Origin of the sequence: Streptomyces sp. VTCC 41912 (assembly GCF_045799175.1) — a bacterium.
Classification (GTDB): domain Bacteria; phylum Actinomycetota; class Actinomycetes; order Streptomycetales; family Streptomycetaceae; genus Streptomyces; species Streptomyces albulus_C.
Window position 1 is genome coordinate 1 of sequence record NZ_JBJMAB010000034.1, and the last position, 20,195, is coordinate 20,195.

Here is a 20,195-nt window from a genome sequence, read left to right on the forward strand (position 1 = left end):
CCCATGCTCTCCATGATGGACATCCTTCCGGGGCAGAACCCCTGATCTCAGATGTCCGTCAAAGCGCATCAAGCCCAAACCAACCCGGCAAGGGACGGCCTGTCTACGACTCCATGCATCCGGGGCGCCAGTACTACGCGATGCGGTGGATGAAGTGCCAGGTCTGCGGCGAACCGGCCTCCAGGGACAAGGACGGTTGGTTGTTCCTGGATTGGCGCAAGGAACACGACCCGCCGACCTGGCCGGAGGGCTCCGTGACAGCCATGCCACCGCTGTGCGACGTACACGCCCGAACGTCGATGGCCGAATGCCCGCACCTGAGGAGTACGGAGTTCCTGACCCTTCGGGTCCGCGCGCCTCGCATCTGGGGCTATTCCGGGGCGCCTTACAGCCTGACTTCCGACGGCTGGTCGGTGGGTGAGCATGACGCCCTTTGCCCCGTAGGCGAACCAAGCCTTCGCGCGGTGCTCGGATCACGGCTCTACCGCGAACTGTGCAACGTCACGGTGGTCGGGAGGACATTCGCCACCTGACGAAACGGCCGGATTGCAGGCCCCGGACGAGAAACGAGACCGGACCGCCCTGACCGCGGCAACACAGGGCGGTCCAGTCCGGGAGTTGGCCGATGGACTGCTTCCGGTGAGGGAAGCATTGGCCCTGCTCGCTCGATGGTGTTCGGTGCGCACGTGATCACCTACGTGGTGACCGGCGCACCTCCTGGTGGGTGGCTGCCGCTGTAGCGGAGGCAGCGACAGGATTGCCACGCGGACGCTTCAGCCCGGGCGCAGATGCGGGCCGGGTGATGTAGCCGAGGTGGTGGAGCCGCCAGACCAGGACGTCGCTGATCGACTCGGCGCTGCCCAACTCGCGTTGTGAGGCCGCCTTGGCCAGCAGGGCGACAGTGTCGTGACCGGCGCGCTCGGCTTGGTCGAGGACTGCAGTCAGCGCGTCCCGACCAGATTCGGCTTGGAGACGGTCGGCAAGGTGAGGGAGCGCGGCCCGCATGGTGGCGGCGTGGCGACTCCGGGACGGGGCAGGCAGGTGCTGTCCGTAGGCGCGCAGGGCGGCCAGTGGGCCGGCAGCGGTCGCCTGGTAGGCGGTGCGCAGGTGGTCTGCCGCCTGCTGAGCTGCCTCGGCCTGGTGTGCGTGGCCTCGGGCAGCGTGCCAACGGGCGGCGGCGATGACGGCGAGGACCATGATGGCGAGGACCAGGACGGTAGCGGCACCGTCCGGTCCGCGGCCGCGGGCGGGCCCGGAGTGGACGATCTGGTGGGCCGCGCGGCGCAGGGCATGCATCTCCTCGTTCTTGGCGCGGATGTGGGAGCGAGTGGCGCGCTCGAAGTGCCGAGCGGCGTTTCGCAGTTCCGCCTGCGTCGGTCCGAGGGAGGTCTGAGCGAGGGCATCAAGGACCTCGCCGACACCGACCAGCTGGGCCGCTGCCGCGCTGTCGTCGTCGGACGCCAATGATGCCAGCGCCGAGCCTGCGGTCTCGGCGGCGAGGTGACGGGCGCGGACGGGCGCTGAGGCAGCGCTGCGATCCAAGACCGTCGGAAGCTCGGGCATGTCCGGGGTGGTCGCGAACCTCTTTCGGATCCTGGGCAGGGAAAGGTCCGGGGCGAGTTTGGAGCCGGAGAACCAAACCGGCTCGTTGTCCTTGTTGCGGTCGCCGACCATGGCGACCGAATAACCCAGTACGTCCCCGGAGGGCGCGACCCGCTTCTTGATCCGTACGCCTTCGGCAGTAAGCCGGTCGAAGAACTCGGTCTCGTCCACTGCACCGGCCAGCGCCCGGTGGACGTGTCCGCGCAGGAGCTCACGTGAGGTGGCTTCCTGGTCGAGGCGTTCCGCCTTGTGGCGTTCGGCAGTGGTGGGGCGCTTGGCGGCGGTTCCGTCACCGGGCGCGATGCGGCGGAGGCCGTAGTCGGCCTCGATGCGGCGAGCCTCGGCCTGGGCGCGGCGGGCTTCGTTGTGGAGGCGGGGGCGTCGGCCGTCGTCGCGGACGAGGGTGGCGATGATGTGGATGTGGTCGTCGGCGTGGCGCACCGCCGCCCACCGGCACGCCGCTTCGTCGCCTTCCGGTGCGATGCCGGTGGCGGCGACCGTACGGCGGGCGATGGCGGCCCAGTCTTCGTCGGACAGGATCGGGTCTTCGGGGCTGGCCCGTACGGAGATGTGCCACACGTGCTTGTTGGGGCGACGGCTTTTCGGCAGGGCGTCGATCGGCTGGTCGAGTAGGTGCTGCAGCTGCTTGTAGGTGGTGTGGGGGTCGCGGCCAGGGTCTGGGGTGAGCGGATCGTACGCGGCGACGAGGTGCGGGTCGATGTGCTCCTCGTGGGTGCCGGGGCCGTAGAGGTAGCGGATCAGGCCGATCGTTTCGCTGCCGCGCTTGTGGATGCTGGGGATCATGCCGGGGCACCGTCGTCGCGGTGGGCGAGCAGGGCGTCGGCGGCGGCTTCCATGCGGCGGGCTGCGTCGTGGACCGCCCGGGCGGTGGCATCGAGGTGGGGTGTGTCGGCGCCGGAGTTGAGGGCTTTGGCGACCTGGTTGAAGAGGCCGTGTATGCGGCCGAGGTGCCGACGGGCGGCGAAGATCTCGTCGATGACTTCCCGCTCGGTAGCGATCTCGGCGGCGGTGCGGTTCAGGTCGCGGGCGGCTTTGTCGACGGCGTAGGCGAGGAAAGCAGCGTTGGTCATCTTGCAGTGGGTGGCTGCGGCGGTGAAGCGCGCGTACTCGGGCTCGTTCATACGGCAGCTGGGCTGGTGCAGGCGCTTGAGCGGCTTCGGCTGACGGGCACGCTGCCGCTTCGGCGAAAGGCTCTCGGCCTGCCGTTCCCCTCCAGGCTGCGGTCCGCCCTCGGTCGCAGCTTCCCGGTCCGGTGCCCCCTGGCACCGATCCTCTCCCGCCACCCCCGGGGCGGGAGACCCGGGAGCATTGCTCCCGGTACAACTTGCTCCGCTTTTGGAGGGCGTGGTCATCTCCTCCTGGCCTGTGGGCAGTTCGTGGTGCGGGTCGTACATCGTTCGGGCCTCTGCGGTGTGCGTGGGGATCGGATGGGGTGAATTGCGTCGGCGCGCACCGTCTTGGGGCGCGGAGCTGACTCGCCAGGGTGCTGTGGTTGCTGTCCAGGCTGGAGCAGGGGTCGGCGGGCTACCGGAAGTCCGGAAGTGGCAACGGACTTCCGGTAGTCCAGGGCCGCAAGGACGCCTCGCGACGCCGTCAAGCGCGTCATACCGCCAGGTGCGGGAGACCCGGATCGAGCGTTCTCGGAAGAAGCCCGGCGAGACCCCGGCGCTGGCTCCGAGGGGATGTGCCGCGTCAGACCAGGGTGGTCAGCCTCTGGGCGAGGGAGCGGGCTTCGGGCGCGAGGCCGTCGAGGATGTCACGCGCGTAGGGGGTGTCGGGTCGGGCGGCGAGGTCTTGGACGGTGGCCCAGTTCTCGGCGATCACCCGGAGGGCTTGCTGCGCTTGCTGGATGGCGTCCCGCCGGTCGGTGTGGAACTGCTCGGCGCGCTGGCGGGCCTGGCCCCAGGTGATGCCTCCCTGTTCGACGAGCTGCACCAGGCTCGGGGCGGGGTCGCCGTCGGCCAGGCGGAGAGCATCGGTGGCCTTCACGGATCGCTGCAACTCTTCTTCCTGTTCCCGCTGGTCGAGTGCCGTCGTGGCGTCGTCGAGGGTGAGGAGGCCCTCGCTGACCTGTTCTGCGAGGTCGGGAGCGTGCTCGCGCAGGCGGTTGTGCCGGGCTTGGATCGCGGCGGCGCGGGCCTTGTTCTCGCGGACGGTGTTGTAGGCGGCGTCGAGAGTGAGTGCGCCGGTGCGGACCTGTTCGGCGAGGTGAGGCGAGTGGTTGCGGACCGTGGCCGCGTTGGAGAGGCGGGTCAGGCTGATGTGGTGGAGCTTGGCGTGGTGCCGCAGGGAGTGTTCCGAAAAGGAACGGGCCAGCGCGATGATCATTGCCTGCTGGCCTTTGCTGATGTGCCGGCGTCGCAGGTTGTGGGAGAGGACCACCCCCTTCGGGTCGTCGCCGGTGTAGGTGGTGAAGCGGGGCTCCACTCCGGCGATCTCACAGGCGGCGAGACGGTTGCGGCCGTCGAGGAGAATGCCGTCGACGTCGAGGACGATCGGCTCGTGCTGGCCGTCGGACTTGATGGACTCGGCGAGGTCGTGCAACTCGTCCTCGCCGAGCATCGGGAACATGGTGGCGGTGGGGTGGGTCTTCAGGGCGGGCTCCTTGTCGGATGGGGTGCCAACGGCACCGTGCGGGTGTTCTGCGGTCGTGCGGGACCGAGGCAGGGTTCGGCGGGCTACCGGTAATCCGGGTGTGGTTCCGGACTTTCGGCGGGCAGGGCCGCGGGAAGATCAGGCGGAACGTGCGAGCGAGGCCGACGCCGCTTCGTGCTCCTTGGTGAGGGCGTCGATCACCTTCTGCAGGCGGGCGTTGGAGACCTTGCGCCCCTGTACGTCCCGGATCTCGTCCGCAATCGCGTCACGGTCGACATTGCCCATGCGCTCGACTACCGGGCGGGCCATGGCCAGCAGTTCTTCGAGCGACGCGTTCGGCGGCCGACCGGTACGCCGGGGAGCCGGCAGGGCCTGTGCCGACACCTCATCACCGGAATCGGGCTCGGATTCGCGAGCGGCACCGGACAGCGGATCGAGCTGGCCTTCGACAGGAATCGGGAGCCGGACGTCGCCACCACAGCGACGGTCGGGACCGAGGGCTTCAATGCGTTCTGTGGTGCCGTCCTCCTCGGTATGAGGCGTGGGGTGGCGGCGGATGACGATGTAGAGGTGGACCGCTCCCGCGAGGGCGAGTGGGGCGATGGCGGACAGGGCGCCGACGGTCAGGTCGCCGAGTCGGAGGCCGTCGCCTTGGGGGCTCTGCTCGTTGAGGCGTACGGCGTGCAGGGCGTTGGCCCAGATGCTCGTCACGGTGGCCAGGCCGACGAGGGCCCACACGTAGACGCGGGAGCGCAGCGGGGCGGTGCGGAGCATGAGCAGGGCGCCGACGCCGATGGCGATGAACCCGTCGATCACGAGGGGGAAGGCGTAGGTGAGCAGCCCGCGGATGTGGATGGCGACGGCCATCTGCCGCAGGGCGTCGTAGGAGAGGGCGAAGGCGAACGCGGCGAGCAGGGCGATGCCGGCGCGGATCGCGACGGTGCCCGGTATGGCGGGCGTGGTGGTGCTGGGGGAGGTCAAGCTGAGGTACTCCAGGTCGGGGCGGACGGCGGCCACCAGCGCGAGGAGGGGTGGCCGCCGCACCGTTGCGGTGACTCGTACCACCCGTTGCATGCCTGGTCAGAGCAGGTACGGGTGGTGTGGTGATGTCGAGTTGACCCGTTGCGGGTCGGGCACCCGTCCCTGCGCTGACCTGCGCGGGGACGGGTGGTACGGGTCGTGGCGGGTCAGGCTTCGGTGTCAGGAAGCGGCTCGACGGCTGGCTGGGCGGGCCCGACCGGAGGGTTGGGCTCTGGGCAGTAGCGCGCCCAGGTGTCGAGGAACTGGTTGCGGGTGAAGCCCCTGGCCTGGGTGCCGTCGGGGAAGCGGCGGTTGGACGAATTGAGACCGAAGGGCTGCAGTTGGATCTGAAGGCCGCGCGCGGTCAGGCCCTCGCTGCTGTAGTCCGCCCACGGTGCTTCCTTGTCCGCGTTGAGGTGCTCCAGCAGGCGCTTCGTGCGGAGCGCCGGGGGGTCGTTCTCGGCGGCGAAGGCGCGGCGGATGCCCACCAGGAGGCGGGTGCGCAGGCCGCCCTGTTCGTCCTGCCCGGCCTCGTAGTCGGTCATGGCGCGGCAGGCGGTGCGGGCCAGCGCTGGCCACTCGCCGCCGGCGAGGTCCGCGATGGTCACCAGGGGCTCCCAGGTGTCCGCCGCACGGTCCTCCACCGGCATGCCCGGCTCCATGTCCATCGCCCGCCGGAACAGCGGCTTCAGCCACGCGGCGAGCTCGTCACGTATGGCGTGGAGGGCGGGGGTGTCGCGAGCGGTGCGGAAGTGCGCCACCTTCTCCTTCCCTGCCCGGCGGCGCATGCGGATGACCGCCGACCGGTCCATGACCGTGTCCGGCAGGTCGCCGATCCCGGCGAGCGCTGCCATGGCGAAGGTGGGGAACTTCGTCGGCTTGTGCTCCGGCCCGACCACCCGCAGCGTCGGCCGGTTGCGCTGGTGGCCCGCGTTGATCAGGCCACGCACTTCCTCGTTCTTCTCCGCCGCCTTGGTGGTGCCGAAGAGGGTGTCGGCCTCGTCGACCAGGAGTGTGGGCGGGTCCTCGTCGCCGATAGACCGGAAGATCGCCGCAGCGCTGGCGTTGACCGTGATCAGGGGGTTGTGCACCGTCTCGGTGATCACGTCGAGCAGCCGGGACTTCCCGCACCGCTTCTCCGGCGCGACGATCGCCAGGCGCGGCGCGTGCTGCCACGCACGCTGCAGATGCGTCGCCGCGACCCACAACGTCACTGCCGTGAGTGCCTCTTGGCTCGGCATCACCACGTACCGCGCGATCTGCGCCCGCAGGTCGCCCAGCACCTGCTCGCCCTGGCGCAGAGGACCGACGAACGTGCCGGCACTCGCCGTCCGAGGCTGCGGGACGGATGGCTTCTGGGCCGTGTCACCGGCCGATGGCGTCGCGTCTTCCCCACCGGCTCGCTCGCCCGTCAGGTGGGCGCCCGGCTTCCCGGGAATCGCTGCCACCGGCCAGATCGTCTCGCCGGTCCGGGAATGTGCGTCGGGTGTCGTAGGTTGCACAGGGCAGCTCCTCTTCTGCGGCGCCGGGCATGCCGGCTCAGCGCACGCGGGTCGTTCGGTGGATACGGGCGGTGGGAGCGTGCTGAGCCTCCGGCGTTGCCTCGCCGGGGGCTCGCTTTGTCCCGTGGCAGGACGTCCGGGGTGTTCCGTGGCGGGACACGAGGGACGTTCGGTTTCTGAACGTCGCGGACGTTCAGTGCCTGAACCTGCGGGCCGTTCAGCAGCCGAACACGGACAGTACGTCCACCCCTTGGCACAGTCCAGCGTTTCTGTGTCAGCTGAGCGCAGACACGTTTGCAACGGTGCCCCGCTCTCACGCCGCCAGTCCCAGCAGTTCCAGCAGGTCCGCCGTCACCACGCGATAGGCATGGCCCAGCCTCAGCACCCGGCACGGGTACTGACCCCGCTTCGCCAACGCGTATCCCTTGCTCCGCCCCAACCCGAGCGCCCGGTTACCCGTTTCCAGGTCAACGGCCGCCGGTAGGGCCAGCAACTCCTCCCGAGTCATGCCCTTCACCCGGTCGGCGATCTCGATTTCGCGCATGCAGCGCACCCCTTTCGGTACAGCCGTCGGCGAACGCGGGCAACACGTCCGGCTCCAGGCGTCTACCAACCAGGATGGCCAAGCTAATGTGTCTGCATGACACAGCGCGGTTTCGATGATGAAGAGGACGACGTTCCCGAGTGGGCGGATCGGATCAAGGCCAACGTGGCCGGCGAAGTCCGCCGCAGGAGAAAGGAGATGGGATGGAGCGCACAGGACCTGGCCGACCGTTGCGAACAGCTCGGGCACCCCATCCCGCGCAACGTGATCGCCAACATGGAGTCCGGCCGCCGCGCCAACCTTCCCCTGGTCGACGTCATGGTCCTGGCCGCCGCCCTGCAGACCTACCCGCCCTGCCTGATCTTCCCCGTCGGCTACGTCGACCGGACCCAGGAACTCCCCTTCCAGGACCTCATCCCCACCTGGGAAGCCCTGCGCCGCTTCACCGGCGAGGAGGAGGTGTCCCTGCACGACGCGGGCCTGGTCCCCGACTTCGAGCGCCACGCCAGCCTCGTACGCACCGCGCTGGCCGCGCTCGAAGAGGAAGAGCAGGCCCGCTTCGCCGCCAAGACGGCGACCAGCCGCGCCCAGCGCGAAGAGGCCGAGCGCAAGCGGAACGAGTACGCCGACCAGGCCATCTCCGCCAAGTACAGCCTCCGCTACCTCCGTCGGGACATCCGCGACGAAGGAGCCACCCCACCCGACCTGCCACCCGCACTGGGCGACGTCGACCTGCCCGCACCGGAGACCAACACCACCCCGGAGGAACGCCTTTGAAGGGCTCCACCCACCGCCGCTGCTACTGCCGCGACCCCAAGACCGCCAAGCCGCTCGGCAAGAACTGCCCGAAGCTCGCCAACCGGAAGCACGGCTCATACTCGATACGCCAGGAGCTTCCGCCCCGCGAGGACGGCACCCGCCGCTCCTTCAGCCGCGCCGGCTACGACACCCTCAAGGCCGCCCAGGCCGACCTCGACCACATACGCGCGCTCCTCGGGCTCGCCGACGCGGACGACCCCGAGGGGCTGGCGCAGATCGCCGAGCTGCTGGAGACGGTGAGCGCCGAGAAGACGCCACTGCCGAACGTCGAGGAGACCCGTCGCCGCCTCAGCCACGGCCTGGACCTCACCAGCCGCCTCGCGGTCGGCGACTGGCTGGACCTGTGGCTGGCGGGCAAGAAGGGGCGGCCGAGCGCCATCAGTCGTGACGAGGGCAACATCCGCCTCCACCTCAAACCGCGGATCGGGCACATCCGGCTCGACCGTCTCCGCGTCAGCCACCTGTCGGAGATGTTCGAGGCCATCGCCGAGGCCAACGTCGAGATCATCGAGGGAAACACCGCCCGCCGCAGGGCTATCGAGGACCTTGCCCAGGTCCCCTGGAAGGGACGCGAACACCGCGCCCAACGCAAGGCGTTGAAGGCCGCCGTCGCCGAGATGGAGCCCTTCCGCCGCGTCGTCACCCCGGCCACGCGCCAGCGCATCCGCTCCACGCTGCGAGCCGCCCTGAACACCGCGATCGCCCAGCAGCTGATCACCTTCAACCCCGCCGCCCACGTCGCGTTGGAGGCGGGCAAGCGCCCCAAGGCCCTGGTGTGGACCGAGGAGCGCGTCCTCCACTGGCAGCGCACCGGCGAGAAGCCATCACCGGTGATGGTCTGGAAGCCGGAGCACACCGGCCTCTTCCTCGACCACGTCTCGGAGGACCGCCTGTACGCGCTCTGGCACTTGATCGCCTTCCGTGGGCTTCGGCGAGGCGAGGCGTGCGGGCAGCGATGGACCGACACGCACCTCGCCGACGGCCGCATCACCGTCGCCAAGCAACTCGTCGTCAGCGGCTGGGAGGTGTACGAGGACGACCCCAAGACCGACGCGGGGGCACGCACCATCGCGCTCGACTCCGGAACGATCCGAGCCCTCGAACGGCACCGTGCCCAGCAGGACGAGGACCGCGCGGCGTGGGGCAGCGCCTGGGTGGAGACCGGGCGCGTCTTCACCCGGGAGAACGGCGAGTTGCTCCACCCCGCCAACGTCACCGTGCGGTTCGCCGAGCTGTGCGCGGAGGCCGGCCTCCCGCCGATCCGGCTCCACGACCTGCGCCACGGAGCCGCGACCCTCGCCCACGCGGCCGGGGCCGACCTGAAAGACATTCAGGAGATGCTCGGCCACTCCTCGATCGCGATCACCGCGGACACGTACACGAGCCTGCTGCCGGAGACCGACCGGGCGATCGCCGAGGCCGCCGCCCGCCTCGTCCCCCGCGCACGCCCGACGAAGTCGGCCACCGAGACCGAGAAGAACCTCGAAGCGGCGGAGAAATCCGGGTCCGGCGGCGAGGAATCCGGAGCCGGAGCCGTTCCGAACGGTGCCGGGAAGTCCGTACCCGCCCCTGCCTCTGGTGCCCCATCCGCTCACGCACCGCGCACGCAAACGGCCCCGGACGCGGAGTCCGAGGCCGAATAAGACGCCTCCCTGGGGAGAAATCCCAGGTCAGCGCGGTGTGCTCAGAGCCCCCTGTCGGATTCGAACCGACGACCTTCGCTTTACAAGAGCGGTGCTCTGGCCAGCTGAGCTAAGGAGGCGTACCGGATGAAGTGTACCTAGGCGTGCCCGGTGCCGGTTGCCTTATGGGGTCAGCGCTGTGCCATCCCGTCCCGGCCGCGGCGTCCGAGGGCATTTCGTGACCGCGGAGCTACTGACACCCGGCTTCCGCGCCGGTAGCGTCACCAGCGGTTTGCCGCTGTGGACTACACCACTTCGTGTGGCGCACGTCCCCGGTGGCGGGCCGCCCACTCCTTTACTCGGATCGTCCGGCACGTTCCTGCCGGTGAAGGGACACACCATGGCAACGGTCACGTACGACCAGGCGACCCGGATCTACCCGGGTTCCGACAAGCCCGCCGTCGACAAGCTCGACATCACCATCGAGGACGGCGAGTTCCTCGTCCTCGTCGGGCCCTCCGGATGCGGCAAATCCACCTCGCTGCGGATGCTGGCGGGGCTGGAGGACGTCGACGAGGGGGTCATCCGCATCGGCGACCGGGACGTCACGCACCTGCCGCCCAAGGACCGGGACATCGCCATGGTGTTCCAGAACTACGCGCTCTACCCGCACATGACGGTCGCCGACAACATGGGCTTCGCCCTCAAGATCGCCGGTGTGCCGAAGGCCGAGATCCGGCAGAAGGTCGAGGACGCGGCGAAGATCCTCGACCTCACGGAGTACCTGGGGCGCAAGCCGAAGGCGCTCTCCGGCGGCCAGCGGCAGCGGGTCGCGATGGGGCGCGCCATCGTCCGCGAGCCCCAGGTGTTCCTCATGGACGAGCCGCTGTCCAACCTGGACGCCAAACTGCGCGTGCAGACCCGCACCCAGATCGCCGGACTCCAGCGGCGCCTCGGCATCACCACCGTCTACGTCACCCACGACCAGGTCGAGGCCATGACGATGGGCGACCGGGTCGCGGTGCTCAAGGACGGCCTGCTCCAGCAGGTGGACTCGCCGCGGAACATGTACGACCGGCCCGCCAACCTCTTCGTGGCCGGCTTTATCGGCTCGCCCGCCATGAACCTCGTCGAGGTGCCGATCACCGACGGCGGCGTGAAGTTCGGCAACAGCGTGGTGCCGGTCAGTCGGGAGGCGCTCGCCGGCGCCGAGGGCGACAAGACGGTGACGGTCGGCATCCGGCCCGAGCACTTCGACATCGTCGAGCAGAACGGCGCGGCCGCCCAGTCGCTGTCCAAGGAGTCCTCGAACGCCCCGGCCGGCCTGGCGGTGACCGTCAACGTCGTCGAGGAACTGGGCGCCGACGGCTACGTCTACGGCACGGCCGAGGTCGGCGGGACCGTCAAGGACCTGGTCGTGCGGGTCAACGGCCGCCAGGTCCCGGCCAAGGGGACGCAGTTGCACGTGGTCCCGCAGCCCGGCGAGACGCATGTCTTCTCCACCTCGACCGGCAAGCGCCTGACCGACTGACCGACCCGGCGGCACGTTGCCCGCGCGACGGGCACACCGCCGACGCGGCGGCAGCGGCCCGCTCGCCCGTCGGCCGGCCGGCCGGCGAACGAGCCGATCAGGACCACCGGGCGCGACCCGGACGGGTTTACCGCGGCGGCGGTGTGGGGTAGTGCGCGTCCCCGCACCGCCGCCGCGGCGCCTCCGGACCGGGGCCGGGCCCGCGCCCGCAAGCCCGCGAGGGCTCCGTCGCACTTCCGGCAACTCGCCGCAATTGCCGCCCCGGAAGCGGCTTTTCGTACCAGTGCGTCAACCCAACAACCGCACCGACGAGCCATTCCGTCCCCCAATAAGGTGACCGAATGTCGCCAAATCATCACCCCTCGCTACCATCACGACCGTGAACTCCGCAGCCCGCCGAATCGGCCGAACTCTCGCCCTCGTCCTGCCCGTCGTCCTCGTCCTGTCCGGGACCCTCGCGGTCACCCGCGTCCCCTGGGCATCGAAGACCGCCGAGTCGCAGGTACTCGCCGCCTCCTCCGGGAAGGTCTCCACCCAGGCCGGCCCCCGTGCCGCCCAGGACGTCCTCCGGGACCGCCTCCTCGTGGAACTCCAGGAGAAGGACCCCGGCGTCGCCCTGACGCACCTCCAGGAGGCCACCACCGCCCGGCCGTCGCTGGCCAAGCACTGCGCCTCCATCGCCCGTGCCCTCGGCCGCGCCGCGGTCGCCAAGTACGGTGCCGCGCACCGCGCCCAGGCGTTCTCCCGCCCGGTCTGCGACACCTCCTTCGCCACCGGCGTGGCCGCTGCCCAGTGACCGTTGCTCGCACCGCCTAGGGTGCGAACCATGACCGGCGCCCCGCATCCGTTCCCCACGCAGGCCGTGGTCCTGGCCGGTGGCCAGGGCTCCCGTCTCCGCCCGTACACCGACGACCGACCCAAGCCGATGGTCGAGATTCCCGGCACCGGGACCCCGATCATCGGCCATCAGCTGAACTGGCTCGCCGAGGAGGGCGTCACCGACGCCGTCGTCTCCTGCGGGCACCTCGCCGAGGTCCTCCAGGAATGGCTGGACCAGGCCCAACTCCCCTTGCGCGTCACGACCGTCGTCGAGGACGAGCCGCTGGGCCGCGGCGGCGGCCTGAAGCACGCCGCGGGCTCCCTGGCCCGCCCGGACGAGCCCTGGTACGCCACCAACGGCGACATCTGGACCCGCTTCCCGCTCCGCGAGATGGCCGCCTTCCACCACGAGCGCGACGCCGTGGCCACCTTGGCGCTGGCCCGTCCGCGCATCCCCTGGGGCGCCGTCGAAACCGACGCCTTCGGACACGTGCTGGACTTCATCGAGGCCCCGCCGTCCCCGTACCTGATCAACGCGGGCGTCTACGTCTTCTCCGCCGCCTTCACCGAGCTGCTGCCCGCCCGGGGCGACCACGAGCGCACCACCTTCCCGCGCCTCGCCCGGGAACGCCGGCTGGCCGGCTACCCGCTCCCCCAGGGCGCCTACTGGCGCGCCATCGACACCGCCAAGGACCTCACCGAGGCCGCCAAGGAGCTCGCCGCACAGTCCCGTTGAGGCCCCCAGGGCCCCCTGGATGACGCGCGGGCACCGACGGGGCCAACGGGTCCGTCGAGCCGCCTCCCGCCGCCCCACGGCACCCGCCCCACGGCCACCCGCGGCACGGCGCCCTCTCCAGCCGCCAGCCCCGCCGCCCTCCTCCCCCTCCCCCGAACGCAGTCGTCCCCGACCGCCCACCCCCCTCGGCCCGGGGGCCTGGGGAAGCGGAGCGATCGGGGACGCGTGGTGCGGACGGCCGGCCCGCGGGCGGGTCAGCCCAGCAGACCGCCGAGGGTGCTGCCGCGGCCGGAGTCGCCTCCGGGGGTGCCGTTGCTGGAGCTGCCGGTCGTACCGCCGCCGGTGCCGCCCGAACCGCCCGGCGACTGGGTGCGGGACGGGACATGGGCCGGGGCCGAGTGCTGCGGGGCGCTGGTGGTCGCGCCGGGCCGACGGGTCGCGGCGCCGGTGCGGCCGCCGGCCGACGGGGCGCCGGGAGCCGAGGCGGTCGGCAGGCCCGGCTTGTGGGCCTTGTGGGAGGCGCCCGTCGAGGGCGCACCGGGGTGGCGGGGGATGCGGTGGCCGGGCCGCGAACCGTTGTGGCCCGGGCTGGGCAGGGGTGAGCCGGGGAGGTTGTTGATCGCGGGCTCGCCGGGCCGCGGCACGGTGGGCACCCGGGCGGTCCGCACGGCACCGCCCAGCAGGGAACCGATGAGCAGGGTCAGACCGGCCACCACCGCGGTCATCATGGCGCCGCGGCGCAGCACCCGACGGCGCAGCGCACCGACCTCGACGCGCGGGCCGAGCCGCCGCCACGCCTCGCCGGCGAGCCGGGCGTCCATGGAGTAGACCGGGGCACCCGCGATGATCAGCGGGCTCCAGGCGGCGAGGTAGATGATGTCGGGGGCGTCGTAGGCGGGGAGGGTGCGCCAGCTGACGGTCATCAGCAGCGCCGCGGAGAGCAGCGCGCCGAACGACGCGGCGACCCGCTGCCACAGTCCGCAGATGGTCAGCACGCCGACCACGACCTGGAGGAACGCCACCGTCAGCCCGGCGCCGACCGGGTGCGCGACCGCGAAGTCCCGCAGCGGCACGGCGAGTTCCCAGGGGTGCAGGGAGAGCAGCCAGGTGACCATCGAGCCGCGCTGGCCGCCGTCGAAGTACACCGGGTCGCAGAGCTTGCCCATCCCGGCGTAGACGGAGATCAGGCCGAGGAAGATCCGCAGCGGCAGCAGGACGACGCCGAGGTTCATCCGGCGGCCGGGGTAGTACGCGTGCCGCACGCCGTCGCCGACGCGCCGCCTGGCCCCGGTGTCGAGGAGGTCGCGCGCCTCGAACCGCTCGTCGTCGCCGCCGTGCGGGCCGCCGGCGTACCGCGGGCCGGGGAACGGGCCGGGCAGGGCGCGGGTGCCGCGCGGCAGGGTGTCCTCGTCGTCGGCGGGGCCGCGCTGGCCGACCACCGTGGAGGCGGGGGAGTCGCCGAGCCGGACCCGGGGCAGGACCTGGGTCGTGCCGACGTCCTCGGCCGGGCCGGGGTCCAGGCCGACGCCCGCGTCGCGCACCGCGTGCAGGAGTTGGGTGGTGGCGCCGGCCGCGCCGCCCGGCTCGGTGCGGCCGCTCCAGACCACGGGCGTGCGGCGTCTGGGCGGCGACCCCCGGAGGGCGGGGACGCGCGGGGTCTCGGCCAGGACACGCGCGGCCACCGGGGCGGCGAGCTGCACGCGGAAGCTGGCGTGGTTGACGATGACCTGCGCGGGATCGCACGGCACCTTGACCGAGCTCAGGACCGGCTCGTCGTCGAAGCTCGACGAGCGTCCCCCCGGTGTGCGGGGTGTTCTGGTGTCCACGCTCATCTAACCGAGTGACCCGCGGTTAAGACACTGCCTTGACCGGCACGATCTGTCCGAGACCCGTCAAAAGATCACGTGATGCGGCGAGGACGCACGGAGCGTCATGTTGTGCCCCGGGCCGGGCGGGAACGCGGCCCCGCCCGGCCCGGGAACGGCCGGGAAACGCCCGGCGGCGGCCACGATCAGCCGCGGCGGCGCGCCGCCTCCCACAGCACCACGCCGGCGGCGACACCGGCGTTCAGCGACTCAGCGCCGCCCGGCATCGGGATCCGCACCCGCACGTCGCAGGTCTCGCCGACGAGCCGCGACAGGCCCTTGCCCTCGCTGCCGACGACGATGACGACCGGACCGTCCAGCGCCTGGAGGTCCTGGAGCTCCACTTCCCCGTCCGCGGCCAGGCCGACCACCGTCATGCCGGCCTTCTGGTACGCCTCCAGGGCCCGGGTCAGGTTGGTGGCGCGGGCCACCGGCGTGCGGGCCGCGGTGCCCGCCGAGGTCTTCCAGGCACCGGCGGTCATCCCGGCCGCGCGGCGCTCCGGGACGACCACGCCGTGGCCGCCGAAGGCCGACACGGACCGGACCACGGCGCCGAGGTTGCGCGGGTCGGTGACGCCGTCCAGCGCGACGATCAGCGGGTCCTCGCCGTCGTCGAAGGCGGCCGCGGCGAGGTCCTCGGGGTGCGCGTACTCGTACGGCGGGATCTGCGCGACCAGGCCCTGGTGGTTGAGGCCGTTCGTCATCCGGTCGAGCTCGGGCCGCGGGGCCTCCAGGAGGTTCAGCCCCAGCTCGTTGGCGAGCTGGAGCGCCTCGCGCACCCGCTCGTCGTTGTCGATGAACTGCTGCACGTACAGGGTGGTCGCCGGCACGCCCTCGCGCAGCGCCTCGACGACCGGGTTGCGGCCCACGACCAGCTCCGCGGTGCCCTTGGCGCCGCCGCGCCGCGGGGCCGGCCCGCGCCCGGCGGCCTGCTTGGCCTTGGCGTTGGCGACGCGGTTCTTGACGTGCCCCTTGCGTGCGGAGGCCGGCGGGGTCGGCCCCTTGCCCTCGAGAGACCGGCGCCGCTTACCGCCACTGCCGACCTGAGCGCCCTTCTTGTTCGACGTGCGGCGGTTCCTGCGCTGGCTGTTGCCGGCCATGGGTCACCTGTTTCTTCACTGCTCTCGACGTCTCTCGACGTGGAGTGGGTACGTACGTATGGATTGAGTGTCGCCCGCGGTCACCGGGAAGGGCGAATCCGGCTGGTGGCCGGGGGTGCGGCCGGTCCCCGGGACGACCCCGGGGACGGGCTCAGGTCAGCGACCAGCGCGGGCCCGAAGGGGTGTCCTCGATGCTCAGGCCGGACTGCTGGAGCTGGTCGCGGATGGCGTCGGCGGTCGCGTAGTCCTTGCGGGCCCGGGCGCCCTGCCGCTGCTCCAGGACCAGCCGGACGAGGGAGTCCACGACCCCGTGCAGGTCCTCGCCGCGGTCCGCGCCGCCGCCCGTCCACCGCTCGTCGAGCGGGTCCAGGCCGAGCACGCCGAGCATCGCCCGCACCTCGGCGAGCCGGGCGACCGCGGCGTCCTTGTCGTCCGCGGTCAGCGCCGAATTGCCCTGCCGGACGGTGGTGTGCACGATCGCCAGCGCCTGCGGGACGCCCAGGTCGTCGTCCATCGCCTCGGCGAACGCCAGCGGCACCTCGGCCGCCGGCTCGACGGTCCCGGCCTTCTCCACGACGCGCTGGACGAAGCCCTCGATCCGCGCGAACGACGACTCGGCCTCGCGCAGCGCCTCCTCGCTGTACTCGATCATCGAGCGGTAGTGCGGGGTGCCGAGGTAGTAGCGCAGCACGATCGGCCGCCAGCGCTTGACCATCTCCGAGACCAGCACGGAGTTGCCCAGCGACTTGGACATCTTCTCGCCGCTCATGGTCACCCAGGCGTTGTGCGACCAGTACCGGGCGAAGTCGTCGCCGTACGCCTTGGCCTGCGCGATCTCGTTCTCGTGGTGCGGGAAGACCAGGTCGACGCCGCCGCCGTGGACGTCGAAGGCGGAGCCCAGGTACTTGTGGGCCATCGCCGAGCACTCCAGGTGCCAGCCCGGCCGGCCGCGGCCCCAGGGGGTCTCCCAGCTGGGCTCGCCCTCCTTGGCCGCCTTCCACATGGCGAAGTCGCGCGCGTCGCGCTTGCCGGTCTCGCCCTCGCCGGACGGCTGGCGGAGGTTGTCCAACTCCTGGTTGGAGAGCTGGAGGTACTCCGGGAAGGAGCGCACGTCGAAGTAGACGTTGCCGTCGGCGGCGTAGGCGTGGCCGCGCTCGATCAGGCCCCGCATCATCTCGATCATCTCGGGGATGTGGCCGGTGGCCCGCGGCTCGTAGGTGGGGCGCAGGCAGCCGAGGGCGTCGTAGGCCGCGTTGAAGGCGACCTCGTTCTCGTAGCCGATCGCCCACCAGGGGCGGCCCTGCTCGGCCGACTTCTGGATGATCTTGTCGTCGATGTCCGTGACGTTGCGGACGAACGTCACGTCGTAGCCGCGGTGGGCGAACCAGCGGCGCATGATGTCGAAGTTGAGTCCCGACCGGATGTGTCCGATGTGCGGGGCAGCCTGCACGGTCGCACCACAGAGGTAGATCGAGACACAGCCCGGCCGGAGCGGGGTGAAGTCGCGAATCTGCCGGGCGCTGGTGTCGTACAGGCGAATCGTCACGGGACAAGGGTAGTCGGAACGCGGGAGTGCCCCGTGCTCCTTTGAGCACGGGGACACGGATGGTTCACCGCCGCCCCGTCGGCCGGTGGTTCCGTCCCGGTTTGCCCGGGCGGAGGTGCCCCGCCGCCGGGGCGGCGCTCAGACGGCGCCGACCACCTTCCGCGGGGTGATCCGGACCACGACGCGCTGGTTGTCGTCCACCGCGGTCGGGTTGAACTCGGCGTACGGCTTGCCGGTGTACTTCAGCGACAGCTCGTCGATCAGCTCCTGCCCGCCCTCGGTGGTGAGGCTGGCCTCGCCACGGATCTCGGCGTAGGTGTACGGGGCGTCGAACGGCTGGAGGACGACCGACACCCGCGGGTCGCGGCGGAGGTTCAGCTCCTTGCGGCGGCCGACGGTCGTCGAGATCAGCAGGTCGTTGCCGTCGCGCTTCACCCACACCGGGGAGAGCTGGGGGCTGCCGTCCGGCTGGACCGTCCCCACCGTCACGAAGACCGGCGAGTCGAGCAGCTCCTTGAGCTGGTCGGAGAGCGTTGCAGTCACGGAGGATCCTTCCTAAGGGCCGAACCGACGGCTTCCGATGGACACCACTACCCCGGATTCTCGCCCAACGCCCCTTGCGGCGCCGGGTATTCCTGCGGGGCGCGACTCCGATCGGCGGAACGCCGCGGTCCGGCCCGCGGATCGGCCCGCGGATCGGCTCAGCCGGTGCGCACCACCAGGGCGGTGGCGATCGCGGCCAGCCCCTCGGCGCGGCCGGTCAGCCCCAGTCCGTCGGTGGTGGTGCCGGAGATCGAGACCGGCGCCCCGACCGCCGCCGACAGCGCCCGCTGGGCCTCGTCCCGGCGCTTGCCGATCTTCGGCCGGACGCCGATGACCTGCACCGCGACGTTGCCGACGGCGAAGCCCTCGGCCCGGACGATCCGCGCCGCCTCGGCCAGCAGGGTCACGCCGGAGGCACCGGACCACTCGGGGCGGGAGGTGCCGAAGTGCGCACCGAGGTCGCCGATGCCGGCCGCGGAGAACAGCGCGTCGCAGGCGGCGTGCGCCGCCACGTCGCCGTCGCTGTGCCCGGCGAGGCCGTACCCGTCGCTCTCGGCGGCGTCCCAGAGCAGCCCGGCGCACCACAGCGGGCGGCCCTGCTCGAAGGCGTGCACGTCGGTCCCGACCCCGACGAGGGGCAGGCCGGACGGCGCGGGAACCTGCGCGGACGCATCAGACGTAGCCATCGGTGGCCCTCCTCCGGGCGAGTACGGCCTCGGCCAGGACGAGGTCCAGCGGCCGGGTCACCTTGAACGCTTCCTCGTGGCCGGGGACGAGCACCACGCCCTGGCCGAGCCGCTCCACCAGCCCGGCGTCGTCGGTGGCACCCTCGCCCTCCACGACGACCTCGTGCGCCTTGCGCAGCGTCGGCAGGTCGAAGCCCTGCGGGGTCTGCACGGCGCGCAGCAGGGCCCGCTCCGGGGTGCCGACCACCGGCTCCGGGGTGCCCTGGGGACGCGGCTCGACCTGCTTGACGGTGTCGGCCAGCGGCAGCGCGGGGACCACGGCCGGGGCGCCGCCGCGGACCGCCGCGATCACCGCGTCCACGGTCTCCACCGGCACCAGCGGCCGGGCCGCGTCGTGGACCAACACCACGTCGATGCCGTCGGGCAGGGCGGCCAGCCCGAGCCGGACGGACTCCTGGCGGGTGGCGCCGCCGGGGACCACGGTCAGCTCGGTGCGATCGGCGAGCGGATGGGCGTCCAGCAGGCGCCGGACCTCGTCGGGGCCGTCCGGCGGGGCGACGACGACGATGTGCGTGACGGCCCGGGACGCGGCCATCGCGCGGACCGCGTGCACCAGCATCGGGGTGCCGCCCAGGGTGCGCAGCGCCTTGGGGGTGCCGGGACCGAGCCGGACGCCGCGGCCGGCGGCAGGGATGACCGCGGCGATGCGGACCGGGCGGGAAGGATCTGACATCGATGGCTCCGGAGTCCGGGCGAACCCGGAATTGGGGCAGACAGGTTTGTTTCCTCGGGAGAGGTGGGTATGGCCTGGGAGTGCCGGGCGTTATGCCTTGACCGGAACCCTTCCGTGACAGCGGTCGGGGCAGCAGCCCGAGCCCGGCACGCCACCACGAGGGCCCGGCGGGCTTCGCCGAGGAAGCCGCCGCCAGCCCCACGTCCGGCCTTCCCGTGCACCACCCGCAGATATGCCGCAGCGCCCGGCAACAGACCCTCCGCTTAGGGGGGCGTCACTCGGGCACCGCGGCATTGCTACGTCGCTGCTGTGTCGTCACCTCACGCCGGCACAGTCAGCCGTGCGTCGTCAGGACGCGAGGACCTCGTCGAGCAGGGCCTCGGCCTTGTCTTCGTTGGTGTTCTCCGCGAGGGCCAGCTCGCTCACCAGGATCTGGCGGGCCTTGGCGAGCATCCTCTTCTCACCGGCGGAGAGTCCGCGCTCACGCTCACGTCGCCACAGGTCACGCACGACCTCGGCGACCTTGATCACGTCGCCCGAGGCGAGCTTCTCAAGATTTGCCTTGTAACGACGGGACCAGTTCGTCGGCTCTTCGGCATACGGTGCACGCAGCACCTCGAAGACCCGGTCCAGCCCGTCCTGACCGACCACATCGCGTACGCCGACGAACTCCGCGTTGTCCGCTGGCACACGAACAGTCAAGTCGCCCTGGGCGACCTTCAGCACCAAGTAGGTCTTGTCCACGCCTTTGATCTGGCGAGTTTCGATGGCCTCGATCAGCGCGGCCCCGTGATGGGGATAGACCACGGTGTCGCCAACCTTGAACGTCATGTGACAGGTACCCCTTCCGTGGCTATCCATGCTAACACGGGAACGGGCCGTTCTGAATGGCGTTTTCGCAGGTCAGGGCA

At 71.4% G+C, this 20,195-nt stretch carries 19 protein-coding genes and 1 tRNA gene; 6 read left to right on the forward strand and 14 right to left on the reverse strand.

Translation table 11 applies throughout. The features are described 5' to 3' along the window. Positions 1-533: hypothetical protein (locus tag ACJ6WD_RS32060; protein ID WP_407617067.1), on the forward strand; the 533-nt coding region annotated here is incomplete at its 5' end. A 157-nt stretch (positions 534-690) separates the two neighbouring features. Here the strand turns inward: ACJ6WD_RS32060 and ACJ6WD_RS32065 are convergent. The 6 genes from ACJ6WD_RS32065 to ACJ6WD_RS32090 all read right to left on the reverse strand — a co-directional run bounded on the left by ACJ6WD_RS32065 (position 691) and on the right by ACJ6WD_RS32090 (position 7,284). Beyond that, positions 691-2,406 carry a mobilization protein gene (locus tag ACJ6WD_RS32065; RefSeq protein WP_407617068.1) on the reverse strand — a complete coding sequence of 572 codons (1,716 nt, stop codon included), beginning with the start codon at positions 2,404-2,406 and terminating at the stop codon, positions 691-693. Further along, the gene (locus tag ACJ6WD_RS32070) at positions 2,403-2,744 is read right to left on the reverse strand and encodes a plasmid mobilization relaxosome protein MobC (protein WP_407617069.1); all 342 of its coding nucleotides are present in this window, start codon (positions 2,742-2,744) and stop codon (positions 2,403-2,405) included. The genes ACJ6WD_RS32065 and ACJ6WD_RS32070 overlap by 4 nt, the downstream gene beginning before the upstream one ends. Before the next feature lie 571 nt (positions 2,745-3,315). After that, positions 3,316-4,185, reverse strand: a complete 870-nt coding sequence (locus tag ACJ6WD_RS32075) for a ParB N-terminal domain-containing protein (RefSeq protein ID WP_407617070.1) — start codon at positions 4,183-4,185, stop codon at positions 3,316-3,318. 171 nt (positions 4,186-4,356) lie between these two features. Further along, complete coding sequence (locus ACJ6WD_RS32080) at positions 4,357-5,199, reverse strand: DUF2637 domain-containing protein (RefSeq protein WP_376171757.1); 843 nt, start codon at positions 5,197-5,199, stop codon at positions 4,357-4,359. A gap of 206 nt (positions 5,200-5,405) precedes the next feature. Beyond that, a complete protein-coding gene (locus ACJ6WD_RS32085; protein WP_407617089.1) occupies positions 5,406-6,479 on the reverse strand; it encodes a DUF3631 domain-containing protein in 1,074 nt (357 codons plus the stop codon). Positions 6,480-7,053: 574 nt separating this feature from the next. Beyond that, entirely contained in the window at positions 7,054-7,284 is a 231-nt protein-coding gene (locus ACJ6WD_RS32090) for a hypothetical protein (protein WP_376441947.1), read from the reverse strand. A gap of 96 nt (positions 7,285-7,380) precedes the next feature. Between ACJ6WD_RS32090 and ACJ6WD_RS32095 the strand changes: the two genes are divergently transcribed. Together ACJ6WD_RS32095 and ACJ6WD_RS32100 are read left to right on the forward strand one after the other, a co-directional pair. Further along, on the forward strand, positions 7,381-8,061 hold the full coding sequence (locus ACJ6WD_RS32095; RefSeq protein WP_376441944.1) for a helix-turn-helix domain-containing protein: 681 nt from the start codon (positions 7,381-7,383) through the stop codon (positions 8,059-8,061). Continuing rightward, complete coding sequence (locus ACJ6WD_RS32100) at positions 8,058-9,746, forward strand: tyrosine-type recombinase/integrase (RefSeq protein ID WP_407617071.1); 1,689 nt, start codon at positions 8,058-8,060, stop codon at positions 9,744-9,746. Before ACJ6WD_RS32095 ends, ACJ6WD_RS32100 begins: the two co-directional genes overlap by 4 nt. Positions 9,747-9,791: 45 nt before the next feature. On the opposite strand, the gene ACJ6WD_RS32105 is transcribed toward ACJ6WD_RS32100, so the two are convergent. Next, positions 9,792-9,865: transfer RNA gene (locus ACJ6WD_RS32105), tRNA-Thr, on the reverse strand. 260 nt (positions 9,866-10,125) lie between these two features. Here ACJ6WD_RS32105 and ACJ6WD_RS32110 point away from each other — a divergent pair. The 3 genes from ACJ6WD_RS32110 (at position 10,126) to ACJ6WD_RS32120 (ending at position 12,811) form a co-directional block, all read left to right on the forward strand. Continuing rightward, positions 10,126-11,256, forward strand: a complete 1,131-nt coding sequence (locus tag ACJ6WD_RS32110; RefSeq protein ID WP_233658622.1) for an ABC transporter ATP-binding protein — start codon at positions 10,126-10,128, stop codon at positions 11,254-11,256. Between the two features lie 379 nt (positions 11,257-11,635). Next, positions 11,636-12,052 (forward strand): hypothetical protein, encoded by a 417-nt coding sequence (locus tag ACJ6WD_RS32115; protein ID WP_016578428.1) that lies wholly within the window; start codon positions 11,636-11,638, stop codon positions 12,050-12,052. A gap of 30 nt (positions 12,053-12,082) precedes the next feature. Next, complete coding sequence (locus ACJ6WD_RS32120; RefSeq protein WP_233658623.1) at positions 12,083-12,811, forward strand: nucleotidyltransferase family protein; 729 nt, start codon at positions 12,083-12,085, stop codon at positions 12,809-12,811. Positions 12,812-13,065: 254 nt separating this feature from the next. Here the strand turns inward: ACJ6WD_RS32120 and ACJ6WD_RS32125 are convergent, their stop codons facing one another. From ACJ6WD_RS32125 to ACJ6WD_RS32155, 7 genes are all read right to left on the reverse strand, one after another. Next, on the reverse strand, positions 13,066-14,643 hold the full coding sequence (locus ACJ6WD_RS32125) for a DoxX family protein (protein WP_407617072.1): 1,578 nt from the start codon (positions 14,641-14,643) through the stop codon (positions 13,066-13,068). 179 nt (positions 14,644-14,822) lie between these two features. Further along, positions 14,823-15,776: a 23S rRNA (guanosine(2251)-2'-O)-methyltransferase RlmB gene (gene rlmB, locus ACJ6WD_RS32130; protein WP_233658625.1), complete on the reverse strand. Its 954-nt coding sequence runs from the start codon at positions 15,774-15,776 to the stop codon at positions 14,823-14,825. 151 nt (positions 15,777-15,927) lie between these two features. Beyond that, entirely contained in the window at positions 15,928-17,322 is a 1,395-nt protein-coding gene (cysS, locus tag ACJ6WD_RS32135) for a cysteine--tRNA ligase (RefSeq protein WP_331248590.1), read from the reverse strand. Positions 17,323-17,460: 138 nt separating this feature from the next. Then, a complete protein-coding gene (locus tag ACJ6WD_RS32140; protein WP_331248591.1) occupies positions 17,461-17,865 on the reverse strand; it encodes a PPOX class F420-dependent oxidoreductase in 405 nt (134 codons plus the stop codon). Positions 17,866-18,023: 158 nt separating this feature from the next. After that, positions 18,024-18,551, reverse strand: a complete 528-nt coding sequence (ispF, locus tag ACJ6WD_RS32145; RefSeq protein ID WP_016572015.1) for a 2-C-methyl-D-erythritol 2,4-cyclodiphosphate synthase — start codon at positions 18,549-18,551, stop codon at positions 18,024-18,026. Continuing rightward, positions 18,538-19,284 (reverse strand): 2-C-methyl-D-erythritol 4-phosphate cytidylyltransferase, encoded by a 747-nt coding sequence (gene ispD / locus ACJ6WD_RS32150; protein WP_407617073.1) that lies wholly within the window; start codon positions 19,282-19,284, stop codon positions 18,538-18,540. The genes ispF and ispD overlap by 14 nt, the downstream gene beginning before the upstream one ends. Before the next feature lie 348 nt (positions 19,285-19,632). Continuing rightward, positions 19,633-20,115, reverse strand: coding sequence for a CarD family transcriptional regulator (locus ACJ6WD_RS32155; RefSeq protein ID WP_003953493.1), 483 nt, complete (start codon positions 20,113-20,115; stop codon positions 19,633-19,635). Between the last annotated feature and the right edge of the window lie 80 nt (positions 20,116-20,195).

Bases quoted from the DNA above. Each gene is read 5' to 3' on its own strand.
- ACJ6WD_RS32155 (WP_003953493.1), bottom strand. From the start codon at position 20,115: ATGACGTTCAAGGTTGGCGACACCGTGGTCTATCCCCATCACGGGGCC.
- ispD (WP_407617073.1), bottom strand. From the start codon at position 19,284: ATGTCAGATCCTTCCCGCCCGGTCCGCATCGCCGCGGTCATCCCTGCC.
- ACJ6WD_RS32125 (WP_407617072.1), bottom strand. From the start codon at position 14,643: ATGAGCGTGGACACCAGAACACCCCGCACACCGGGGGGACGCTCGTCG.
- ACJ6WD_RS32090 (WP_376441947.1), bottom strand. From the start codon at position 7,284: ATGCGCGAAATCGAGATCGCCGACCGGGTGAAGGGCATGACTCGGGAG.
- ispF (WP_016572015.1), bottom strand. From the start codon at position 18,551: ATGGCTACGTCTGATGCGTCCGCGCAGGTTCCCGCGCCGTCCGGCCTG.
- ACJ6WD_RS32065 (WP_407617068.1), bottom strand. From the start codon at position 2,406: ATGATCCCCAGCATCCACAAGCGCGGCAGCGAAACGATCGGCCTGATC.
- rlmB (WP_233658625.1), bottom strand. From the start codon at position 15,776: ATGGCCGGCAACAGCCAGCGCAGGAACCGCCGCACGTCGAACAAGAAG.
- ACJ6WD_RS32120 (WP_233658623.1), top strand. From the start codon at position 12,083: ATGACCGGCGCCCCGCATCCGTTCCCCACGCAGGCCGTGGTCCTGGCC.
- ACJ6WD_RS32070 (WP_407617069.1), bottom strand. From the start codon at position 2,744: ATGAACGAGCCCGAGTACGCGCGCTTCACCGCCGCAGCCACCCACTGC.
- ACJ6WD_RS32085 (WP_407617089.1), bottom strand. From the start codon at position 6,479: ATGCCGAGCCAAGAGGCACTCACGGCAGTGACGTTGTGGGTCGCGGCG.
- ACJ6WD_RS32110 (WP_233658622.1), top strand. From the start codon at position 10,126: ATGGCAACGGTCACGTACGACCAGGCGACCCGGATCTACCCGGGTTCC.
- ACJ6WD_RS32075 (WP_407617070.1), bottom strand. From the start codon at position 4,185: ATGCTCGGCGAGGACGAGTTGCACGACCTCGCCGAGTCCATCAAGTCC.
- ACJ6WD_RS32095 (WP_376441944.1), top strand. From the start codon at position 7,381: ATGACACAGCGCGGTTTCGATGATGAAGAGGACGACGTTCCCGAGTGG.